This window comes from Streptomyces paradoxus (assembly GCF_014202475.1).
GTDB lineage: Bacteria > Actinomycetota > Actinomycetes > Streptomycetales > Streptomycetaceae > Streptomyces > Streptomyces paradoxus.
On the sequence record NZ_JACHGV010000003.1, the window covers coordinates 817,506 to 835,776 of the forward strand.

Sequence of the window (18,271 nt, forward strand, 5' to 3'; positions counted from 1 at the left end):
TGCAACGGCGCACGCCCGGCACGAAGGGAGGGGCGCCCGCGCCAACTGGCGTCTGAGAGGGGTTAGTTCGTGCATGCTTTGTCACACGGCACCACAACGGCACCGGTCACGATCGCAGTACCACCGTCGCTCTCTCTCCCGGTGATCGAGGCGGCGTTTCCCCGGCGACTCCACCCGTATTGGCCGAAGTGCCAGGAGAAGACCCGGGCCTGGCTGCTCGAAAAGCGGCTCATGCCGGCGGACAAGGTGGAGGAATATGCCGACGGCCTTTGCTACACCGACCTCATGGCCGGGTACTACCTCGGCGCCTCCGACGAGGTCATGCAGGCGATAGCCGACTACAGCGCGTGGTTCTTCGTCTGGGACGACCGTCACGACCGCGACATCGTGCACGGCCGTCCCCTCGCCTGGCGGCTGCTGCGGGACCGGCTGCACTCGGCCCTCGACTCCCCCCGGGAGCACCTGCACCACGAGGACCCACTGGTCGCCGGGTTCGCGGACGGCGTCCTGCGGCTGTACGCGTTCCTGCCCCCGTCGTGGAACCTCCGGTTCGCCCGGCACTTCCACGCGGTGATCGACGCGTACGACCGGGAGTTCCGCAATCGCACCGAGGGAATCGTCCCGACGGTCGAGGAATACCTGCGGCTGCGCCGGCTCACCTTCGCGCACTGGATCTGGACGGACCTGCTGGAGCCGGCTGCCGGATGTGAACTTCCCGATGCCGTGCGAAAGCACCCGGCATATCGGCGGGCGGCGCTGCTGAGCCAGGAATTCGCAGCCTGGTACAACGATCTGTGCTCGCTTCCGAAAGAGATAGCGGGCGATGAGGTGCACAATCTCGGAATCAGTCTCATCACCCATGAGGGGATGACTCTGGAAGAGGCGGTCGTTGAAGTCCGGCGTCGTGTCGAGAAATGCATCACCGATTTCCTGGACGTCGAGCGGGAGGCATTGCGGTTCGCCGACGATCTCGCCGACGGCTCCGTACGGGGAAAGGAACTGAGTGCCGCCGTGCTGGCCTGCCTGAGCAATATGCGGAACTGGTTCAGTTCCGTGTACTGGTTCCACCACGAGTCCGGCCGTTACATGGTCGACAACTGGGACGACCGGTCCACGCCCCCGTACGTCAACAACGAAGCGGCAGGTGAGAAATGACCGTCGAGGCTGTGAAGCCCGAAACCCCGCCGGCCGGGCAACTGCGGGAGCCGCCCCGGGCTGGGGGCGGCGTCCCCGTCCTCGGGCACGGCTGGAAGCTCGCGCGCGACCCGCTGGCGTTCATGTCCCGGCTGCGCGATCACGGCGACGTCGTACGGCTGAAGCTCGGGCCGAAGACGGTGTACGCGGTCACCACCCCGGCCCTGACCGGCGCCCTGGCGCTGAGCAACGACTTCATCATCGCCGGGCCGCTGTGGGAGTCCCTGGAGGGCCTGCTCGGCAAGCAGGGCGTGGCCACGGCGAACGGCCCGGTCCACCGGCGCCAGCGGCGCACCATCCAGCCCGCCTTCCGGCTCGACGCCATCCCCGCCTACGGCCCGATCATGGAGGAGGAGGCCCACGCGCTGACCGAGCGCTGGAAGCCCGGCGAGACGATCGACTGCACCTCGGAGTCCTTCCGGGTGGCCGTGCGCATCGCGGCCCGCTGCCTGCTGCGCGGCGACTACATGGACGAGCGGGCGGAACGGCTGTGCGTCGCCCTCGCCACCGTCTTCCGGGGGATGTACCGGCGGATGGTGGTCCCGCTCGGGCCGCTCTACAACCTGCCGCTCCCGGCCAACCGCGAATTCAACCGCGCATTGGCCGATTTGCATCTCCTCGTCGACGAGATCGTCGCCGAGCGCCGGGCATCCGGTCAAAAGCCGGACGATTTGCTGACGGCGTTGCTGGAGGCGACGGACGAGAATGGAGACCCGATCGGGGAACAGGAGATCCACGATCAGGTCGTCGCGATCCTCACCCCCGGCAGCGAGACCATCGCCTCTACGATCATGTGGCTGTTGCATATGCTCGCGGAGCATCCCGAACACGCCGACCGGGTACGCGACGAAGTGCTGGCCGTCACCGGTGGGAGGCCGGTGGCATTCGCAGACGTCCGAGGACTCAGACACACCAACAATGTCGTCGTCGAGTCCATGCGTTTGAGCCCTGCCGTCTGGATTCTGACGCGCCGGGCGGTGCGGGACACGGAACTCGGTGGATACCGAATTCCGTCCGGGGCGGACATCATCTACAGCCCGTACGCGATCCAGCGCGACCCGAAGTCGTACCGCCGGAACCTGGAGTTCGATCCCGACCGCTGGCTTCCGGACCGGGTCAAGGACATTCCGAAGCACGCCATGAGCCCGTTCAGCGTGGGCAACCGCAAGTGCCCGAGCGATCACTTCTCGATGGCCCAGCTGACACTGGTCACCGCGACCCTGGCCACCAGGTACCGGTTCGAGCAGGTCCCCGGCTCCAAGGACGCCACCCGCGTCGGCATCACGCTGCGGCCGCACGACCTGCGGGTGCGGCCGGTGCCGAGGTGACGGAGGGGGCTTCAGGCCGCTTCGGGGCCTCTGAACGTCCGCCGGTAGGAGTTCGGTGTGGTTCCGATCGCCCGCACGAAGTGGTGGCGCAGCGTGGCCGCGTTACCGAACCCCGTTCGGCCGGCGATCGCGTCCATCGTCTCGTCCGTCGCCTCCAGCAGCCGCTGGGCCAGCAGCACGCGCTGGCGCAGGACCCAGCGGTAGGGAGTGGTCCCGGTCTCCTGCTGGAAGCGGCGGGCGAAGGTGCGCGGGGACATGTGGGCGTGGGCGGCGAGCTGCTCGACGGTGACCTCCTCGTCGAGATGGCGCTCCATCCACGCCAGCACGTCGGCGATCGTGTCGCCCTCGGGGTGGGGGAGCGGGCGCTCGATGTACTGGGCCTGGCCGCCGTCGCGGTGGGGTGGCACCACCATCCGCCGGGCGATCTTGTTGGCGACCTCGGAGCCCTGCTCCTTGCGCACCAGGTGCAGGCAGGCGTCGATCCCGGCGGCCGTGCCGGCGGAGGTGATCACCGGGTCCTCGTCGACGTAGAGCACGTCCGGCTCGACGATCACGCGCGGGTACTGCCGGGCGAGGTCCTTCGCGTGCTTCCAGTGCGTGGCGCAGCGGCGGCCGTCCAGCAGCCCGGCCGCGGCCAGCACGAAGACGCCGGAGCAGACGCTCAGCACCCGGGCGCCGCGGTCGACCGCGCGGCGCAGGGAGTCCAGCAGCTCCGGGGGGAAGTCCCGGTAGGCGTAGGTGTGGCCGGCCGGCACGGCGATCAGGTCGGCCGTCTCCAGCCGCTCCAGGCCGTGCTCGGTCTGGAGCGAGAAGCCCGAGTTCATGCGCAGCACCGGGCCCTCGGCCGAGGCGACGGCGAAGTCGTAGACCGGTAGGCCCTCGTCGCTCCGGTCGGTGCCGAAGACCTCGCACACCACACCCAGTTCGAAGGGGTTCACGCCGTCGAGCAGGGCGACGGCCACGTTCTGCAGCATGCCTCCAGTGTGCCTCGCCGTTGGCAGTAATTCGAGGGTCTACGGCAGTACTGCCACTGACGGTAAGGAGTCATCGGCGCGACAGTGGTGTCCATGAACACGAACCAGATCGAAGCACTCATCGGACTGACCGCCACGCTGGGGATCCTGGTCCTCCTGATCCTCCCGTCCGTGATCGGCCTGGTGCGCGAGCGGCGCATCGACCGTCAGATCAGGGAGGCTCAGGAGACCCGGGAAGGAGTAGTACCGGCTCAGAAGTCCTCGTCCAGGTCGACGGTGCCCTCCACCGCCACCTGGTACGCGGAGGGCCGCCGCTCGAAGAAGTTGGTCAGCTCCTGAACCCCCTGGAGCTCCATGAAGGAGAAGGGGTTCTCGGAGCCGTAGACCGGAGCGAAGCCGAGCCGGGTGAGCCGCTGGTCGGCGACGCACTCCAGGTACTGCCGCATCGACTCGGTGTTCATGCCCGGGAGGCCGTCCCCGCACAGGTCGCGCGCGAACTGCAGCTCGGCCTCGACGGCCTCCCGGAGCATGTCCGTCACCTCCTGCTGGAGCCGGTCGTCGAACAGCTCCGGCTCCTCCTTGCGGACGGTGTCGACCACGTCGAAGGCGAAGGACATGTGCATCGTCTCGTCGCGGAACACCCAGTTCGTGCCGGTGGCCAGGCCGTGCAGCAGGCCCCGGCTGCGGAACCAGTAGACGTACGCGAAGGCGCCGTAGAAGAACAGGCCCTCGATGCACGCGGCGAAGCAGATCAGGTTGAGCAGGAACCGGCGGCGGTCGGCCTGGGTCTCCAACCGGTCCAGCTTCTCCACCGAGTCCATCCACTTGAAGCAGAACGAGGCCTTCTCGCGGATGGACGGGATGTTCTCCACGGCCGAGAAGGCCGCCGCACGGTCCTCCGGGTCGGGCAGATAGGTGTCGAGCAGCGTCAGATAGAACTGGACGTGCACGGCCTCCTCGAAGAGCTGACGGCTCAGATACAGCCGCGCCTCGGGGGAGTTGATGTGCTTGTACAGCGTCAGCACCAGGTTGTTCGCGACGATCGAGTCGCCCGTGGCGAAGAAGGCGACCAGCCGGCCGATCAGGTGCTGCTCCGCCGGCGACAGCTTGGCGAGGTCGGTGACGTCCGAGTGGAGGTCGACCTCCTCCACGGTCCAGGTGTTCTTGATGGCGTCCCGGTAGCGCTCGTAGAAGTCCGGGTAGCGCATGGGGCGCAGGGTGAGCTCGAAGCCGGGGTCGAGAAGGTTCTGGGTGCTCATTACTGGCAGGCCTCGCAGGACTCGGGGTTTTCCAGGGAGCAGGCGACCGCTTCGGGGTCCGGGGTGGCCTGCGCGGGGACGGTGGCCTGGGCGGCGCGGGCGATGCGGGTCGCCGGGCGCGAGCGCAGGTAGTACGTCGTCTTCAGCCCGGACTTCCAGGCGTAGGCGTACATCGAGGAGAGCTTGCCGATGGTCGGCGTCTCCAGGAACAGGTTCAGGGACTGGGACTGGTCCAGGAACGGGGTCCTGGCCGCCGCCATGTCGATCAGGCCGCGCTGCGGGATCTCCCACGCCGTGCGGTACAGGGCGCGCACGTCCTCGGGGATCCAGGCGAAGTCCTGCACCGAGCCGCTGGCCTCGCGCAGGGCCTCCCGGCTGCGGGCGTCCCACACGCCGAGCCGCTTCAGCTCGTCCACCAGGTAGGAGTTGACCTGGAGGAACTCGCCCGACAGCGTCTCGCGCTTGAACAGGTTGGACACCTGCGGCTCGATGCACTCGTACACGCCCGCGATCGAGGCGATGGTGGCCGTGGGGGCGATCGCGAGGAGCAGCGAGTTGCGCATGCCGGTCGTGGCGATGCGCTCGCGCAGGGCCGCCCAGCGCTCCGGCCAGGTCAGCTCCGTGTCGTAGTGGTCGGGGTGCAGCACGCCCCGGGCCGTGCGGGTCTTCTCCCAGGCCGGCAGCGGTCCGTTGCGCTCGGCGAGATCGGCGGAGGCCTCGTACGCGGCGAGCATGATCCGCTCGGCGATGCGGGTGGAGAGCGCCTTCGCCTCGGGCGAGTCGAAGGGCAGGCGCAGCTTGAAGAAGACGTCCTGGAGGCCCATCGCGCCGAGGCCGACCGGGCGCCAGCGGGCGTTGGAGCGGCCCGCCTGCTCGGTCGGGTAGAAGTTGATGTCGACGACCCGGTCGAGGAAGGTCACCGCCGTACGGACGGTCCCGTCCAGCCGCTCCCAGTCCAGATCGCCGGTCGATGTGTCGACAAAGGAACCCAGGTTGACCGAGCCCAGGTTGCAGACCGCCGTCTCCCCGTCGCTGGTGACCTCCAGGATCTCCGTGCAGAGGTTGGAGGAGTGGACGACGTGGCCGGGCTCGGCCGTCTGGTTGGCGGTGCGGTTGGCGGCGTCCTTGAAGGTCATCCAGCCGTTGCCGGTCTGCGCCAGGGTGCGCATCATGCGGCCGTACAGCTCACGGGCGGGCAGCGTCTTCTTCGCGAGGCCCTTCTCCTCGGCCGCCCGGTACGCGGCGTCGAACTCCTCGCCCCACAGGTCGACCAGCTCGGGCACGTCCGAGGGGGAGAACAGCGACCACTGCGCGTCGGCGTTCACGCGCCGCATGAACTCGTCCGGCACCCAGTGGGCGAGGTTCAGGTTGTGCGTGCGGCGGGCGTCCTCGCCGGTGTTGTCGCGCAGCTCCAGGAACTCCTCGATGTCGGAGTGCCAGGTCTCCAGGTAGACCGCGGCGGCGCCCTTGCGGCGGCCGCCCTGGTTCACGGCGGCGACCGAGGCGTCGAGGGTCTTCAGGAACGGGACGATGCCGTTGGAGTGGCCGTTGGTGCCGCGGATCAGGGAACCGCGGGCGCGGATGCGCGAGTACGCGAGTCCGATGCCGCCGGCGTGCTTCGACAGCCGGGCCACCTGGTGGTACCGGTCGTAGATGGAGTCCAGCTCGTCCTTGGGGGAGTCGAGGAGGTAGCAGGACGACATCTGCGGGTGCCGCGTGCCCGAGTTGAAGAGGGTGGGGGAGGAGGGGAGGTAGTCGAGGCGGCTCATGAGCCCGTAGAGCGCGGCGACTTCGTCGACGGAGCGGGGAGTGTCGTCCTCGGCGAGACCGGCGGCGACTCGCAGCATGAAGTGCTGGGGCGTCTCGACGACCTTGCGGGTGTACGGGTGGCGCAGCAGATAGCGGCTGTGCAGGGTGCGCAGGCCGAAGTAGCCGAAGCGGTCGTCGGCGCCGGTGTCGATGAGCGCGTCGAGCCGGGCCGCGTGCAGCCGGACGAACTCGGCGGTGCGGTCGGCGATGAGGCCCTCGCGGTGGCCGACCGCGACGGACTCGGTGAACGAGGTGACGCCCTGCGAGGCGGCCTCCTCGCGGATGCCGATGGTCAGCAGCCGGGCGGCCAGCCAGGAGTAGGCGGGGTCCTCGGAGATCAGACCGGCCGCGGCCTCCGTCGCCAGCTCCCGCAACTCGCTCTCGTCGGCCTGCGCGGAGCGGCCGCGCAGCGCGGCGGCGGCGACCCGGCCGGGCTCGGCGTCGGGGAGGTCGGCGGTCAGCTCGGTCAGGGTCCGCAGCAGCGCGGCACCGGGGGCGTCGTGCTCTTCTTCGGTGGCTGAGACCGGTTCGGCTGGCGCGATGGTCACGTGGGGCTCTCCCTCGCTCGGCACGGGGGCCTCGTCGAGGGCAGGGGGCAGCACACGAGCGCACGCGGCGTCGCGTCCACCGGCCCATTCCACGAGGCCCGGACGTCGGGGCACACCGGCCGGGTGGCCGGGTGCGCTGTCGGCAGGTCCTCGGACTGACGCCCATGCGCAGAAATGGGCATGGGTACACCGTTGCGGGACAGTTCCGGATTCGCACCGGATTCCCCTGCGGCGGCAGCGAGCATGAGCATACATCTTGTGTCGGGTTCCGGTGTCACCCCCAGATGTTGTGTCGCGGCTGTGTCAGAGCGTCAGCTTTACGTGACAGCGGGCCGCCGTGACGCTTGGTCACGGCGGCCCGCTGCGGGGTGTTCGTGGTGGGCCGGGGCCCTGGAATCAGTGCGCGGAACCAGCAGTCGCCGGCGGAAGCTCCACCTGGACCCCGGGGTCGCCCGCGTCGGCCGTGTAGTCCTCCGGCTTGGTCTCGTCGATGCCGTCGGGGGCCTTCAGGGCCTTCAGGACGAAGGTCAGGACCACCGTCACCACCACGTTCAGGACGAACGCCGTGAGGCCGATGTAGCCGATCTCCCCGATGCCCGGGATCTCCTTCGCGGAGCCGCCGAAGTGCTTCTGGGTCGGGGAGGCCACGCCGTACGCGGCGACCGTGCCGTAGACCATGCCGACCGCCCAGCCCGCGAGCAGGGCCCAGCGGTGGAACCAGCGGGTGAACAGGCCGCCGACCAGGGCCGGGAAGGTCTGCAGGATCCAGATGCCGCCCAGCAACTGGAAGTTGATGGCGACCGTCTTGTCCATGGTGAGGACGAAGGCCAGGGCGCCGACCTTCACCAGCAGCGACACCAGCTTGGAGACCTTGGTCTCCTGCGCGGGAGTCGCGTCCGGCTTGATGAAGTCCTTGTAGATGTTGCGGGTGAAGAGGTTCGCGGCCGCGATGGACATGATGGCCGCGGGCACCAGCGCGCCGATGCCGATCGCCGCGAACGCCACGCCCGCGAACCAGTCCGGGAACATCGTCTCGAACAGCTGCGGGATCGCCAGCTGCCCGTTCTGCACCTTGATCCCGGCCGCGATCGCCATGAACCCGAGCAGCGCCAGCAGACCCAGCATCAGCGAGTACAGCGGCAGGATCGTGGTGTTGCGACGGATCACCTCACGGCTCTTCGAGGACAGCGTCGCCGTGATCGAGTGCGGGTACATGAAGAGCGCGAGGGCGGAGCCCAACGCCAGCGTGGCGTACGTCCACTGGCCCGGCTCGGCCGGTGTCAGCGCACCGCGCGGCGCACCCGTGGCCGGGTTGGTCTGGCTGTACGCCTCGCCGGCCTTGGCGAAGATGTCGTCGAAGCCGCCGAGCTTGATCGGGATGTAGATGATCGCCACGGCGATGACGATGTAGATCAGCGTGTCCTTCACGAACGCGATGAGTGCGGGGGCCCGCAGGCCCGAGGAGTACGTGTACGCCGCCAGTACGCCGAACGCGATCAGCAGCGGCAGGTCCTTGATGAACCAGTTGGTGTTCTCGCCGCCGCCGACGCCCATCACGTCCAGCACGGCCTGGATGCCGACCAGTTGGAGCGCGATGTAGGGCATCGTCGCGAGGATGCCGGTGAGGGCCACGGCCAGCGACAGGCCCTTCGAGCCGAAGCGGCCGCGCACGAAGTCGGAGGTCGTGACGTAGCCGTGCTTGTGGGACACCGACCACAGGCGGGGGAGGAAGGTGAAGATCAGCGGGTACACCAGGATCGTGTACGGCACCGCGAAGAAGCCGGCCGCGCCCGCCGCGTAGATCGCCGCCGGCACGGCGACGAAGGTGTACGCCGTGTACAGGTCGCCGCCGAGCAGGAACCAGGTGATCCAGGTGCCGAACGAGCGTCCGCCCAGGCCCCATTCGTCGAGGCTGTGCTCGTTCTCGGCCTTGCGCCAGCGCGCGGCCAGGAAGCCCATGACCGTCACGGCCAGGAAGAAGAAGATGAAGACGCCGAGCGCGACGCCGTTCACGCCGTCCTTCACTGCGACGCACCGCCCTTCGCGGCCGAGCGGGCGCGCTGGTCACGCTGCCAGAGCTTGTAGGCGATCATCGTCAGGACGGTGGAGATGAGCACCCACGCCATCTGGTACCAGTAGAAGAACGGGATCCCGATGAAGGCCGGGTCGGTCTTGGCGTACGAGCCGACCCACAGCATGGCCACGAACGGCGCTATGAGGCAGACGGCGATGACGACGCGCATGGGCGTCACCACCGGCCCTCCGCTGACTTCCGGTGCTTGCGACATCAGGCGGCTCCGTCCCCTTGGTGATCACCTGTAGTGCGCAGGCAATCTAGGTCAGGGTGCGGCGACAGCGGAACCCCTCGTCCGCAATGCGGTACCCAACCGAAACCAGGCCCCAGCAGCGGCGGAAGCCCTGCCGGTGCCCCCTAGTCGACGGGGCGCTTCAGGCGGGCCACGAACTTGTAGCGGTCCCCCCGGTAGACCGACCGCACCCACTCCACCGGCTGGCCGTCCCGGTCCAGGGAGTGGCGGGAGAGCATCAGCATCGGCAGGCCGACGTCCGTGCCGAGCAGGCCGGCCTCGCGCGGGGTGGCCAGGGACGTCTCGATGGTCTCCTCGGCCTCCGCGAGGTGGACGTCGTAGACCTCGGCCAGCGCGGTGTAGAGGGATGTGTACTTCACCAGCGAGCGCCGCAGTGCCGGGAAGCGCTTCGCGCTCAGGTGGGTGGTCTCGATGGCCATCGGCTCGCCGTTGGCCATGCGCAGTCGCTCGATGCGCAGCACGCGGCCGCCGGGCGTGATGTCGAGCAGCCCGGCCAGGCGGTCGTCGGCCGTGATGTAGCCGATGTCCAGCAGCTGCGAGGTGGGTTCGAGGCCCTGGGCGCGCATGTCCTCGGTGTACGAGGTCAGTTGCAGCGCCTGCGAGACCTTCGGCTTGGCGACGAAGGTGCCCTTGCCCTGGATGCGTTCCAGCCGGCCCTCGACGACCAGTTCCTGCAGCGCCTGGCGCACGGTCGTGCGCGAGGTGTCGAACTCGGCCGCCAGCGTGCGCTCGGGCGGGACCGGCGTGCCCGGCGCCTGCGTCTCCGTCATGTCGAGCAGGTGCTTCTTCAGGCGGTAGTACTTGGGCACGCGTGCGGTACGGACGGGCACCCCGTTCTCGTTCTCCGCACTGCTGACGTCGGTGCTCATGCTCCGCCTTCCCGGCTGGGTCTGCCGACACGATCCCACTTGTATACCGTCGGCGCCTCTTTTGGTCTAGTCCACCATTCCCTGTGGTCTACCAGCAGTATGCCGTGCCCGCCCGGGTTTTCGCTGGCTTCTTACTTAAAGGTTCCTGCATATGTAGGTCGCATAACGGCTGGTCAGGGCTGTATCGGGAGCCTTGACAGGCTTCGTGGTCTGGTCCAAGCTCCCCGTACTGGTCTACACCATTGGTCCAGGCCCGGCCCCACGTTCACTGCGAGGAGCCAGGGGGTTGTGGGATCCCTGAGGAGGGTGGCGTGAAGCGCAAGCTGATATCCGCGATCGGTATCGCGGGCATGATGGTCTCCATCGCGGCGTGCGGGGGCGAGGGTGACGGGGGTTCCGACAAGGGCGCGGACGCCAAGGAGCTGACCGTCTGGCTCACCGTCGACGCCCAGAACAACTGGCCCGGACTGGTGAAGGCCGCCGACGCCGCGGTGAAGAAGAAGCACCCCGGCCTCAAGATCAACCACGAGTACTACGGCTGGCCCGACAAGAACGCCAAGCTCGACGCCGTCCTCGCCACGGACAAGGCCCCCGACGTGGTCGAGATGGGCAACACCGAGATGCTCGGCTACATGGTCAAGGGCGCCTTCGCCCCCCTCGACCAGGCGAAGTTCGACAACTCCGACGCCTGGCTGGACGGCCTCAAGGCCTCGGTCACCTACGAGGGCAAGACCTACGGCGTGCCCTACTACGCCGGCGGCCGCGTCGCCAACTGGCGCAAGGACGTGGCGGCTTCCGTCGGGGTGAAGTCCACACCCAAGACGTACAAGGAGCTCACCGCCGCCCTGGACAAGATCCAGAAGAAGCAGGGCGACAAGTTCAGCGCCTGGTACCAGCCCACCCGCGACTGGTACGCGGCCATGTCCTTCGTCTACGACGCCGGCGGCGCCATCGCCACCGAGTCGGGCGGCCAGTGGAAGGCCTCCCTCTCCTCGCCCGAGTCCCTCAAGGGCCTGAAGGAGTTCAAGAACGTCGTCGACTCGTACATGCACGGCGACAAGACCAAGGACGAGTCCGACCGCTACATCGTCTACGGCCAGGGCAAGTCCTCCATGATCTTCGCCGCCGCCTGGGAGGGCGCCACCGCCGAGGACCCGAAGAACGACAAGACCGGCAAGCTCAAGGGCAACCTCGAGAACTTCGTGATGCCCGGCCCGTCCGGCAAGAACATGCCCGTCTTCCTGGGCGGCTCCGACCTCGCCGTGCCGGTGAAGTCCGACGCGCAGGCCCTGGCCGCCGAGTGGATCAACGCGTTCGCCGGCTCCTCCGGGCAGAAGGGCCTGATGGCCAAGGGCAACCTGCCCAACAACAAGACGGACCTCGCCACGCTCAAGAACGACCCGAAGACGGCCGTCCCCGCCACCGCGGCCGAGTCCAACTGGTTCGTCCCGATGGCTCCCGGCTGGGGCCAGGTCGAGAAGGCGCAGATCCTGCAGACCATGCTGCAGAGCATCGGCACCGGCAAGAAGTCCGTCGAGGCCGCCGCCAAGGAGGCGGACGCCGCGATCGACAAGGTCATCAACACCAAGTGACCTTCGGGCGGGGCCCCACCGGGTGGGGCCCCGCCGTCGTCAAGACCTGAGGGACCGCCGAGGAGCGCGCGATGAGTGCCGCAGACACCCACATCCCTGCCAAGGTGCCGCCACCGCGGCAGGCACCCCCGCCACCCCCCGACAGCCGGCGTCCCCGCGGGCAGCGCACGTCGGGCGGGGCCGCGGTCCCCTGGCTGCTGCTCGCGCCCTGCCTGCTGATCCTCGCCCTGGTCATGGGCTATCCGCTGGCCCGCCTGGTCACCCTGTCCTTCCAGAAGTTCGGCCAGTCCCAGCTGTGGGGCTTCCAGCCGGCCGAGTCGGTCGGCTTCGACAACTTCGCCAAGGTGCTGGGCGACGGCGAGTTCTGGGCCGTCGTCCTGCGCACCATCGTCTTCGCGGGCGGCGCCGTCGTCCTCACGATGGTGATCGGCATGGCGCTGGCCCTGCTGCTCCAGCGGGTCTCGGGCTGGCTGAAGGTGCTCATCAACATCGTGCTGGTGGCCAGCTGGGGCATGCCGGTGATCGTCGCCACCACGGTCTTCAAGTGGCTCTTCGACTCCGACTACGGCGTCTTCAACGCGCTGCTGAGCAAGCTGCCCGGCGTCGACATGGTCGGCCACAACTGGTTCGCCAGCGGACCCGAGGGTCTGGCCGTGATCATGCTGCTGGTGATCTGGGGAGCCGTGCCGTTCGTGGTCATCACGCTCAGCGCCGGTCTCACCCAGGTCCCCAAGGAGCTGGAGGAGGCCGCCCGCCTGGACGGCGCCGGCTCCTGGGGCGTCTTCCGCTACGTCACCCTGCCCGTCCTCAAGCCGATCATCGTGATGCTCACGACCCTGTCGGTCATCTGGGACATGGGCGTCTTCCCCCAGGTGTTCGTCATGCGGGGCGGCCACCCCGAGCCGGAGTTCCAGGTCCTCAACACCTACTCCTACGACCGGGCCTTCGTCGTCAACGACTACGCCCAGGGCTCGGCCATCGCGCTGATCACCGTCCTGCTGCTGCTCGGCGTGGTCGCCGTCTACATGCGGCAGATGCTGAAGATCGGAGAGGTCGAATGAGCACGCTCGCCGGAGCCGGCCGCCGCAAGTCGCGGCTGGGCTGGAACCTCCTCGGCCTCCTGGTCTTCGTCACCGCCGGCTTCCCGCTCTACTGGATGCTCAACACCGCGTTCAAGCCCGCCAAGGACGCCATCGACGCGGACCCGAGCCTGCTGCCGACCGGCATCACCCTCGACAACTTCACCCGGGCGCTGGACATCGCCGACTTCTGGGGCCCGGTCGGCCGCAGCATGGTGGTGTCGCTCGCGGTGGTCGTCATCGGCATGGTGGTCGGGCTGCTGGCCGCGCTCGCCATCTCCCGGTTCGCCTTCCGCGGCCGCAAGATCGTGATCGTGGGCATCCTCGCGGTCCAGATGGTCCCGCTGGTCGCCATGATCATCCCGGTGTTCCTGCTGCTCAACGACCTGGGCCAGTACGACCGGCTGACCGGCCTCATCATCACGTACCTGACCTTCATCCTGCCGTTCACGGTCTGGACGCTCCGGGGCTTCATCGTCAACATCCCGAAGGAACTGGAGGAAGCGGCCATGGTCGACGGCTGCTCCCGCACCGGCGCCTTCCTCCGGGTCGTCTTCCCGCTCCTGGCCCCCGGCATGGTCGCCACCTCGGTCTACGGTTTCATCCAGGCCTGGAACGAGTACCTGTACGCCCTGATGCTGCTCAGCCAGAAGAACCAGACCGCGACCGTCTGGCTGGGCAACTTCACCACCAAGCACGGCACCGAATACGCCCCGATGATGGCCGGAGCCACGATGATGGCCGTGCCGATCGTCGCCCTCTTCCTCCTCGTCCAGCGCAAGATGGCCGCGGGCCTGACCGCGGGCGCCGTGAAGGGATGACCTCACCCGATGACGACACTCGCCAGCGGCACCGACACGCTCACCCGCGACGCCCTGACGGTCCTCCAGCCCGGCTTCACCGGCACCACCGCCCCCGACTGGCTGCTGCGCCGCCTCGGTGAGGGCCTCGCCTCCGTCGGGCTGTTCGGCCGCAACATCGCCTCTCCCGGCCAACTGGCCGCCCTCACCGCCCAGCTGCGGGCCGAGCGCGACGACGTCCTCGTCGCCATCGACGAGGAGGGCGGCGACGTGACCCGCCTGGAGGTGCGCAACGGCTCCTCCTTCCCGGGCAACCACGCCCTCGGCGCGGTCGACGACGTGGAGCTGACCCAGCAGGTCGCCCACGAACTGGGCCGCCGCCTCGCCGCCTGCGGCGTCAACCTCAACTGGGCCCCGTCCGCCGACGTCAACTCCGACCCGCGCAACCCGGTCATCGGCGTCCGCTCCTTCGGCGCCGACACCGCGCTGGCCGCCCGGCACACCGCCGCCTACGTCACCGGCCTGCAGTCCGCCGGGGTCGCCGCCTGCACCAAGCACTTCCCGGGCCACGGCGACACGGCCGTCGACTCCCACCACGCCCTGCCGCGCATCGACGTCTCCGCCGAGGTGCTCGCCGAGCGCGAACTGGCCCCCTTCCGCGCCGCCATCGACGCCGGCACCCGGGCCGTCATGAGCGCCCACATCCTGGTCCCGGCCCTCGACCCCGAGCGCCCGGCCACCCTCTCCCGCCGCATCCTCACCGGCCTGCTCCGCGACGAACTCGGCTATGACGGCCTCATCGTCACCGACGGCATGGAGATGCGCGCCATCGCCGGCACCTACGGCATCGAACGCGGCAGCGTCCTCGCCATCGCCGCGGGCGCGGACGCGATCTGCGTGGGCGGCGGCCTCGCCGACGACGCGACCGTGCTGCGCCTGCGCGACGCCCTGGTCTCGGCCGTGCGCGCGGGCGAACTCCCGGAGGAACGCCTCGCCGAGGCCGCCGACCGGGTACGGGCACTGGCCCGCTGGGCCGGCACGGCGGGCCGCCCGGCCGAGGACACCCACGGCACCGAGATCGGCCTGCACGCCGCCCGCCGCGCCCTCACCGTGACCGCCGCGCCCGGACTCGGCGACCCCGCGACCTTCAAGCCCCTCACCGAACCGCCCTACGTCGCCGCCCTCACCCCCGTCGCCAACATCGCCGTCGGCGACGAGACGCCGTGGGGCGTCGCCGCCGAGCTCATCCACCTCCTGCCCGGCACCGTGACCGGTAGCTTCTCCGCCGGGGACGGCCCGGAGAGCGAGGCCGGGGAGAACGCCGGCCGCGCGGCCCTCCAGGCCGCCGGACCGCGCCGCATCGTGGCCGTCGTCCGGGACGAACACCGCCACCCCTGGATGGCCTCCGCCCTCGGCACCCTGCTGGCCGCCCGCCCCGACACCGTCGTCGTCGAGATGGGCGTCCCGCAGGCAGCCCCGCGCGGCGCCCTGCACATCGCCACCCACGGCGCGGCCCGCGTCTGCGGCCGGGCGGCGGCCGAGGTGATCGCCGGGACCACAGGGGTGTGAGAGCGGGGAGCGGACGGGCCGTCGCGAACACCTTCCTGGGTCCCCTTGCCCGGCGATGAGTTCCGGCCGCGTCCCGAGTCTCCTCCGGTGACCGCCGCAGCGGCGTCGCGGGACGCCGTCCGGCACGGGACTTCACGGAGGACACCATGACGACCACCCCGGACGACCCCACCACAGCCCTGCCCGGCCGCCCGCCCGTGGTGGACCTGGCCACCTGGCAGACCGCCCGCGACGAGCTGCTGATCCGCGAGAAGGCCCACACCCGCGAGGGCGACGCCCTGGCCGCGGCCCGTCGCCGGCTGCCGATGGTGGAACTCGACGGCACGGCCCGGGTCGCCGGCCCCGACGGGCCGGTCCCGTTCCTCGACCTCTTCCAGGGCCGCGACGAGCTCGTGGCATACCAGCACATGTGGTACGACGGCGCACCGCACCAGGGGCAGTGCGAGGGCTGCACCACCACCGCCTGGCACCTGAAGGACGCCGTCTACCTCAACGCCCGCGGCGTCTCCTTCGCCGTGCTGACCACGGGCCGCTGGGACGAGGTGGCCTCTTACGTCGCGTTCATGGGATACACCCAGCCCTGGTACTCGGTCCGCGACGTGGCCCCACCGGTCGGCGGCGAGATGGGCTACCTCAGCTCCTTCCTGCGCGACGGCGACCGCGTGTTCCTCACCTACCGCACGACGGGCCGCGGCAACGAGCGGGTCAACGGCTCCCTCGGCCTGCTCGACATGCCGCCCTACGGCCGCGGTGAGGCCTGGGAGGACAACCCCGACGGGTGGCCCGAGGGGCGTGGGCCGTGCTGGTCCTGGCGCTCCGACGCCGACGGGAACGCCACCTGGGGCCCGACCAGCCGCCCCGTACCGCAGTGGACCCGCCCCGGCGCGACCCCCGTGGAGAGTCTCGGCCGGCGGGGCCACCACCACTGACCCGACCACGCCCCCGACGGCGACAACCGGACTGCGGTTGTAAGCATGCATCCGAATGTAGTACTTCTTATATATGAGCGAGCAGGTGCACAACAGGTTGGCCGTGGTGCGCGCCGAACACAAGGTGTCGCGCCAGAGCCTGGCCGAGGCAGTGGGAGCCCACTACCAGACCATCGGCTACATCGAGCGGGGGCAGTACAACCCGAGCCTCGACCTGGCGCTGAAGATCGCGAAGTTCTTCGGTCTGCCGGTCGAGGCCCTGTTCTCCCTCGAACCGTTCCGGCCGCTCACGGACGAGGTCTACGGGAGGAAACAGCCATGACGACGACACGCCTGACCCGCTACGACCGGAGCATGCTGTGGCTGATGAACGACCGCCGCGCAGCGGCCTGGTACGCCACGGCAGCACGCCGCCGCCTGGCCGTCGCCGCCCATCTCACCCTCACCCTGGCCATCGGCGGTGTGATGACCCACATGTTCCTCGCCGAGGGCGAGCCGCTGTGGACCGTGGCCGTGACGGCGGTGCTGCTGCTCCCCTGGATGGTCGCGACCGGCGTGATCAACGGCGCCACCCGGGGCCTGCTGGAACTGCGCGAACGCGCGCTGGACGAGCGCCAGTCGGCGGAACGCAGCCGCGTCCTGGCCCGGGCCCACCGCGTGACGACGCTGCTCCTCGCGGCGACGGCGGTCACCCTGCTGATCATGGGCGGGACCGCCGGAGACGCCCCGAAGGCCTACGCCGCGCCCCTGCTCATCGCCGTCCTCGTCGTGCACTGGGTGATGCCGCTGTGGGTGGCCGGCTGGCGCGCCCAGGACGAGCCGGCCGACGACGACGTAGTGGAGCCCGGGGCCCTGGTCCCCTAGAACCCGCCGCGCGGGTCGGGCCGCAGGGGAGCGACAGCACTGCCCGGTCCGGCAGGATGCCTCAGATTCCCTGCCACTCCGGCTTGTTGGCGTAGGTGTGCCGGAAGTAGTCCGCCAGCTTCAGCTTCGACGCGGCGGCCTCGTCCACGACGACGGTCGCATGCGGGTGGAGCTGGAGCGCGGACGCGGGGCACACCGCGGCGATCGGCCCTTCCACCGTCGCCGCGACCGCGTCCGCCTTGCCCTCACCGGTGGCGAGCAGCACCAGATGCCGGGCCTCCAGGATGGTGCCGATGCCCTGCGTGATCACGTGATGCGGCACCTGGTCGATGTCACCGTCGAAGAAGCGCGCGTTGTCGATCCGGGTCTGCTCCGTCAGCGTCTTGATCCGCGTCCGCGAAGCCAGCGACGAGCACGGCTCGTTGAACCCTATGTGCCCGTCGGTCCCGATCCCGAGCAGCTGAAGGTCCACACCCCCCGCGTCCGACAGTGCCTTGTCGTACGCCTCGCACGCCCCCTGCACGTCCTCCGCCGTGCCGTCCGGGCCCGTGAACTGGTCCATCCCGATCCCGAGCGGCTCCAGCACCTCGCGCCGCAGCACCGAGCGGTACGACTCCGGATGATCGGCGGGCAGCCCCACGTACTCGTCGAGCTGCGCGATCCGCGCCCGCCCGACGTCCACGGCACCGGAGCGCACCTTCGCCGCCAAGGCCTCGTAGACGGGCAGCGGCGTCGAGCCGGTGGCCACGCCGAGCAGGGCGCCGGGCTTGCGGCCGAGCAGCTGGGCCATGGCCTCGGCAATGAGCTCGCCGCCCGCCTTGGCGTCCGGAACGATGACAACTTCCACGCTGGGCCTGCCGATCTGAGAGGAGTGCTCAACTGGGACTGGACCTGGAGGGGGTCGTGTGGTTTAGACCAATCTAACAGAGCGGTCCTGTCCCTCCCAGGGTGAGCAACGCCGTTCCCGCACGGGCAGCGCCCGCGTGCCGACCAGGTCGCCACGGGGTGAACTTTCCCGCTCAGGGCTTGGAGCGGGAAGTGGAGCAGGGCGAAGCGGCGCGGGCGCGGGACATCGCCGCTCCGCGCAAGGCGCGGGATGCGGATACAGGGCCTCCAGGATGGGCGCTGCC

General features: G+C 69.6%; 17 protein-coding genes and 1 riboswitch. Of the genes, 10 read left to right on the plus strand and 7 right to left on the minus strand.

Annotated elements, in window-relative coordinates; translation table 11 throughout:
* Positions 1-69 precede the first annotated feature (69 nt).
* Positions 70-1,155, plus strand: coding sequence for an epi-isozizaene synthase (cyc1, locus tag HNR57_RS13480; RefSeq protein ID WP_184560057.1), 1,086 nt, complete (start codon positions 70-72; stop codon positions 1,153-1,155).
* Positions 1,152-2,522 (plus strand): bifunctional albaflavenone monooxygenase/terpene synthase, encoded by a 1,371-nt coding sequence (locus HNR57_RS13485; protein ID WP_184560058.1) that lies wholly within the window; start codon positions 1,152-1,154, stop codon positions 2,520-2,522. Before cyc1 ends, HNR57_RS13485 begins: the two co-directional genes overlap by 4 nt.
* 11 nt (positions 2,523-2,533) lie before the next feature.
* Here the strand turns inward: HNR57_RS13485 and HNR57_RS13490 are convergent, their stop codons facing one another.
* The gene (locus tag HNR57_RS13490; RefSeq protein WP_184560059.1) at positions 2,534-3,496 is read right to left on the minus strand and encodes a GlxA family transcriptional regulator; all 963 of its coding nucleotides are present in this window, start codon (positions 3,494-3,496) and stop codon (positions 2,534-2,536) included.
* A 93-nt stretch (positions 3,497-3,589) separates the two neighbouring features.
* On the opposite strand from HNR57_RS13490, the gene HNR57_RS13495 reads away from it, so the two are divergent.
* Complete coding sequence (locus tag HNR57_RS13495; RefSeq protein ID WP_184560060.1) at positions 3,590-3,835, plus strand: hypothetical protein; 246 nt, start codon at positions 3,590-3,592, stop codon at positions 3,833-3,835.
* On the opposite strand, the gene HNR57_RS13500 is transcribed toward HNR57_RS13495, so the two are convergent.
* From HNR57_RS13500 to HNR57_RS13520, 5 genes are all read right to left on the minus strand, one after another.
* Positions 3,748-4,755, minus strand: a complete 1,008-nt coding sequence (locus HNR57_RS13500) for a ribonucleotide-diphosphate reductase subunit beta (protein ID WP_184560061.1) — start codon at positions 4,753-4,755, stop codon at positions 3,748-3,750. The two genes, HNR57_RS13495 and HNR57_RS13500, sit on opposite strands and share 88 nt — an antisense overlap.
* Complete coding sequence (locus tag HNR57_RS13505; protein ID WP_184560062.1) at positions 4,755-7,112, minus strand: ribonucleoside-diphosphate reductase subunit alpha; 2,358 nt, start codon at positions 7,110-7,112, stop codon at positions 4,755-4,757. The genes HNR57_RS13500 and HNR57_RS13505 overlap by 1 nt, the downstream gene beginning before the upstream one ends.
* Positions 7,113-7,236: 124 nt before the next feature.
* Positions 7,237-7,373, minus strand: a riboswitch (cobalamin riboswitch).
* Between the two features lie 135 nt (positions 7,374-7,508).
* On the minus strand, positions 7,509-9,137 hold the full coding sequence (gene mctP / locus HNR57_RS13510; protein ID WP_033313570.1) for a monocarboxylate uptake permease MctP: 1,629 nt from the start codon (positions 9,135-9,137) through the stop codon (positions 7,509-7,511).
* The gene (locus tag HNR57_RS13515) at positions 9,134-9,400 is read right to left on the minus strand and encodes a DUF3311 domain-containing protein (RefSeq protein WP_175434677.1); all 267 of its coding nucleotides are present in this window, start codon (positions 9,398-9,400) and stop codon (positions 9,134-9,136) included. The genes mctP and HNR57_RS13515 overlap by 4 nt, the downstream gene beginning before the upstream one ends.
* A 143-nt stretch (positions 9,401-9,543) precedes the next feature.
* Positions 9,544-10,308 carry a GntR family transcriptional regulator gene (locus HNR57_RS13520; protein ID WP_033313567.1) on the minus strand — a complete coding sequence of 255 codons (765 nt, stop codon included), beginning with the start codon at positions 10,306-10,308 and terminating at the stop codon, positions 9,544-9,546.
* Positions 10,309-10,619: 311 nt separating this feature from the next.
* Here HNR57_RS13520 and HNR57_RS13525 point away from each other — a divergent pair, with 311 nt between their 5' ends.
* From HNR57_RS13525 to HNR57_RS13555, 7 genes are all read left to right on the plus strand, one after another.
* Complete coding sequence (locus HNR57_RS13525; RefSeq protein WP_184560063.1) at positions 10,620-11,900, plus strand: extracellular solute-binding protein; 1,281 nt, start codon at positions 10,620-10,622, stop codon at positions 11,898-11,900.
* Between the two features lie 71 nt (positions 11,901-11,971).
* Entirely contained in the window at positions 11,972-12,961 is a 990-nt protein-coding gene (locus HNR57_RS13530) for a carbohydrate ABC transporter permease (RefSeq protein ID WP_184560064.1), read from the plus strand.
* Entirely contained in the window at positions 12,958-13,800 is an 843-nt protein-coding gene (locus tag HNR57_RS13535; RefSeq protein ID WP_161365325.1) for a carbohydrate ABC transporter permease, read from the plus strand. The genes HNR57_RS13530 and HNR57_RS13535 overlap by 4 nt, the downstream gene beginning before the upstream one ends.
* A 9-nt stretch (positions 13,801-13,809) precedes the next feature.
* Positions 13,810-15,348 carry a glycoside hydrolase family 3 protein gene (locus HNR57_RS13540; RefSeq protein WP_184560065.1) on the plus strand — a complete coding sequence of 513 codons (1,539 nt, stop codon included), beginning with the start codon at positions 13,810-13,812 and terminating at the stop codon, positions 15,346-15,348.
* Between the two features lie 146 nt (positions 15,349-15,494).
* Positions 15,495-16,277, plus strand: a complete 783-nt coding sequence (locus tag HNR57_RS13545) for a DUF899 family protein (protein WP_184560066.1) — start codon at positions 15,495-15,497, stop codon at positions 16,275-16,277.
* 73 nt (positions 16,278-16,350) lie between these two features.
* Positions 16,351-16,599, plus strand: coding sequence for a helix-turn-helix transcriptional regulator (locus HNR57_RS13550; protein WP_062929004.1), 249 nt, complete (start codon positions 16,351-16,353; stop codon positions 16,597-16,599).
* A complete protein-coding gene (locus tag HNR57_RS13555; protein WP_184560068.1) occupies positions 16,596-17,141 on the plus strand; it encodes a hypothetical protein in 546 nt (181 codons plus the stop codon). The genes HNR57_RS13550 and HNR57_RS13555 overlap by 4 nt, the downstream gene beginning before the upstream one ends.
* Positions 17,142-17,202: 61 nt before the next feature.
* Here the strand turns inward: HNR57_RS13555 and nagB are convergent, their stop codons facing one another.
* Complete coding sequence (nagB, locus tag HNR57_RS13560; protein WP_184560069.1) at positions 17,203-17,988, minus strand: glucosamine-6-phosphate deaminase; 786 nt, start codon at positions 17,986-17,988, stop codon at positions 17,203-17,205.
* Between the last annotated feature and the right edge of the window lie 283 nt (positions 17,989-18,271).

Excerpts from the sequence above, each read along its gene's own strand:
- HNR57_RS13485 (WP_184560058.1), top strand. The coding sequence starts at position 1,152 with ATGACCGTCGAGGCTGTGAAGCCCGAAACCCCGCCGGCCGGGCAACTG.
- HNR57_RS13490 (WP_184560059.1), bottom strand. The coding sequence starts at position 3,496 with ATGCTGCAGAACGTGGCCGTCGCCCTGCTCGACGGCGTGAACCCCTTC.
- HNR57_RS13495 (WP_184560060.1), top strand. The coding sequence starts at position 3,590 with ATGAACACGAACCAGATCGAAGCACTCATCGGACTGACCGCCACGCTG.
- HNR57_RS13500 (WP_184560061.1), bottom strand. The coding sequence starts at position 4,755 with ATGAGCACCCAGAACCTTCTCGACCCCGGCTTCGAGCTCACCCTGCGC.
- HNR57_RS13515 (WP_175434677.1), bottom strand. The coding sequence starts at position 9,400 with ATGTCGCAAGCACCGGAAGTCAGCGGAGGGCCGGTGGTGACGCCCATG.
- HNR57_RS13520 (WP_033313567.1), bottom strand. The coding sequence starts at position 10,308 with ATGAGCACCGACGTCAGCAGTGCGGAGAACGAGAACGGGGTGCCCGTC.
- HNR57_RS13530 (WP_184560064.1), top strand. The coding sequence starts at position 11,972 with ATGAGTGCCGCAGACACCCACATCCCTGCCAAGGTGCCGCCACCGCGG.
- HNR57_RS13535 (WP_161365325.1), top strand. The coding sequence starts at position 12,958 with ATGAGCACGCTCGCCGGAGCCGGCCGCCGCAAGTCGCGGCTGGGCTGG.
- HNR57_RS13540 (WP_184560065.1), top strand. The coding sequence starts at position 13,810 with ATGACGACACTCGCCAGCGGCACCGACACGCTCACCCGCGACGCCCTG.
- HNR57_RS13545 (WP_184560066.1), top strand. The coding sequence starts at position 15,495 with ATGACGACCACCCCGGACGACCCCACCACAGCCCTGCCCGGCCGCCCG.
- HNR57_RS13550 (WP_062929004.1), top strand. The coding sequence starts at position 16,351 with ATGAGCGAGCAGGTGCACAACAGGTTGGCCGTGGTGCGCGCCGAACAC.
- HNR57_RS13555 (WP_184560068.1), top strand. The coding sequence starts at position 16,596 with ATGACGACGACACGCCTGACCCGCTACGACCGGAGCATGCTGTGGCTG.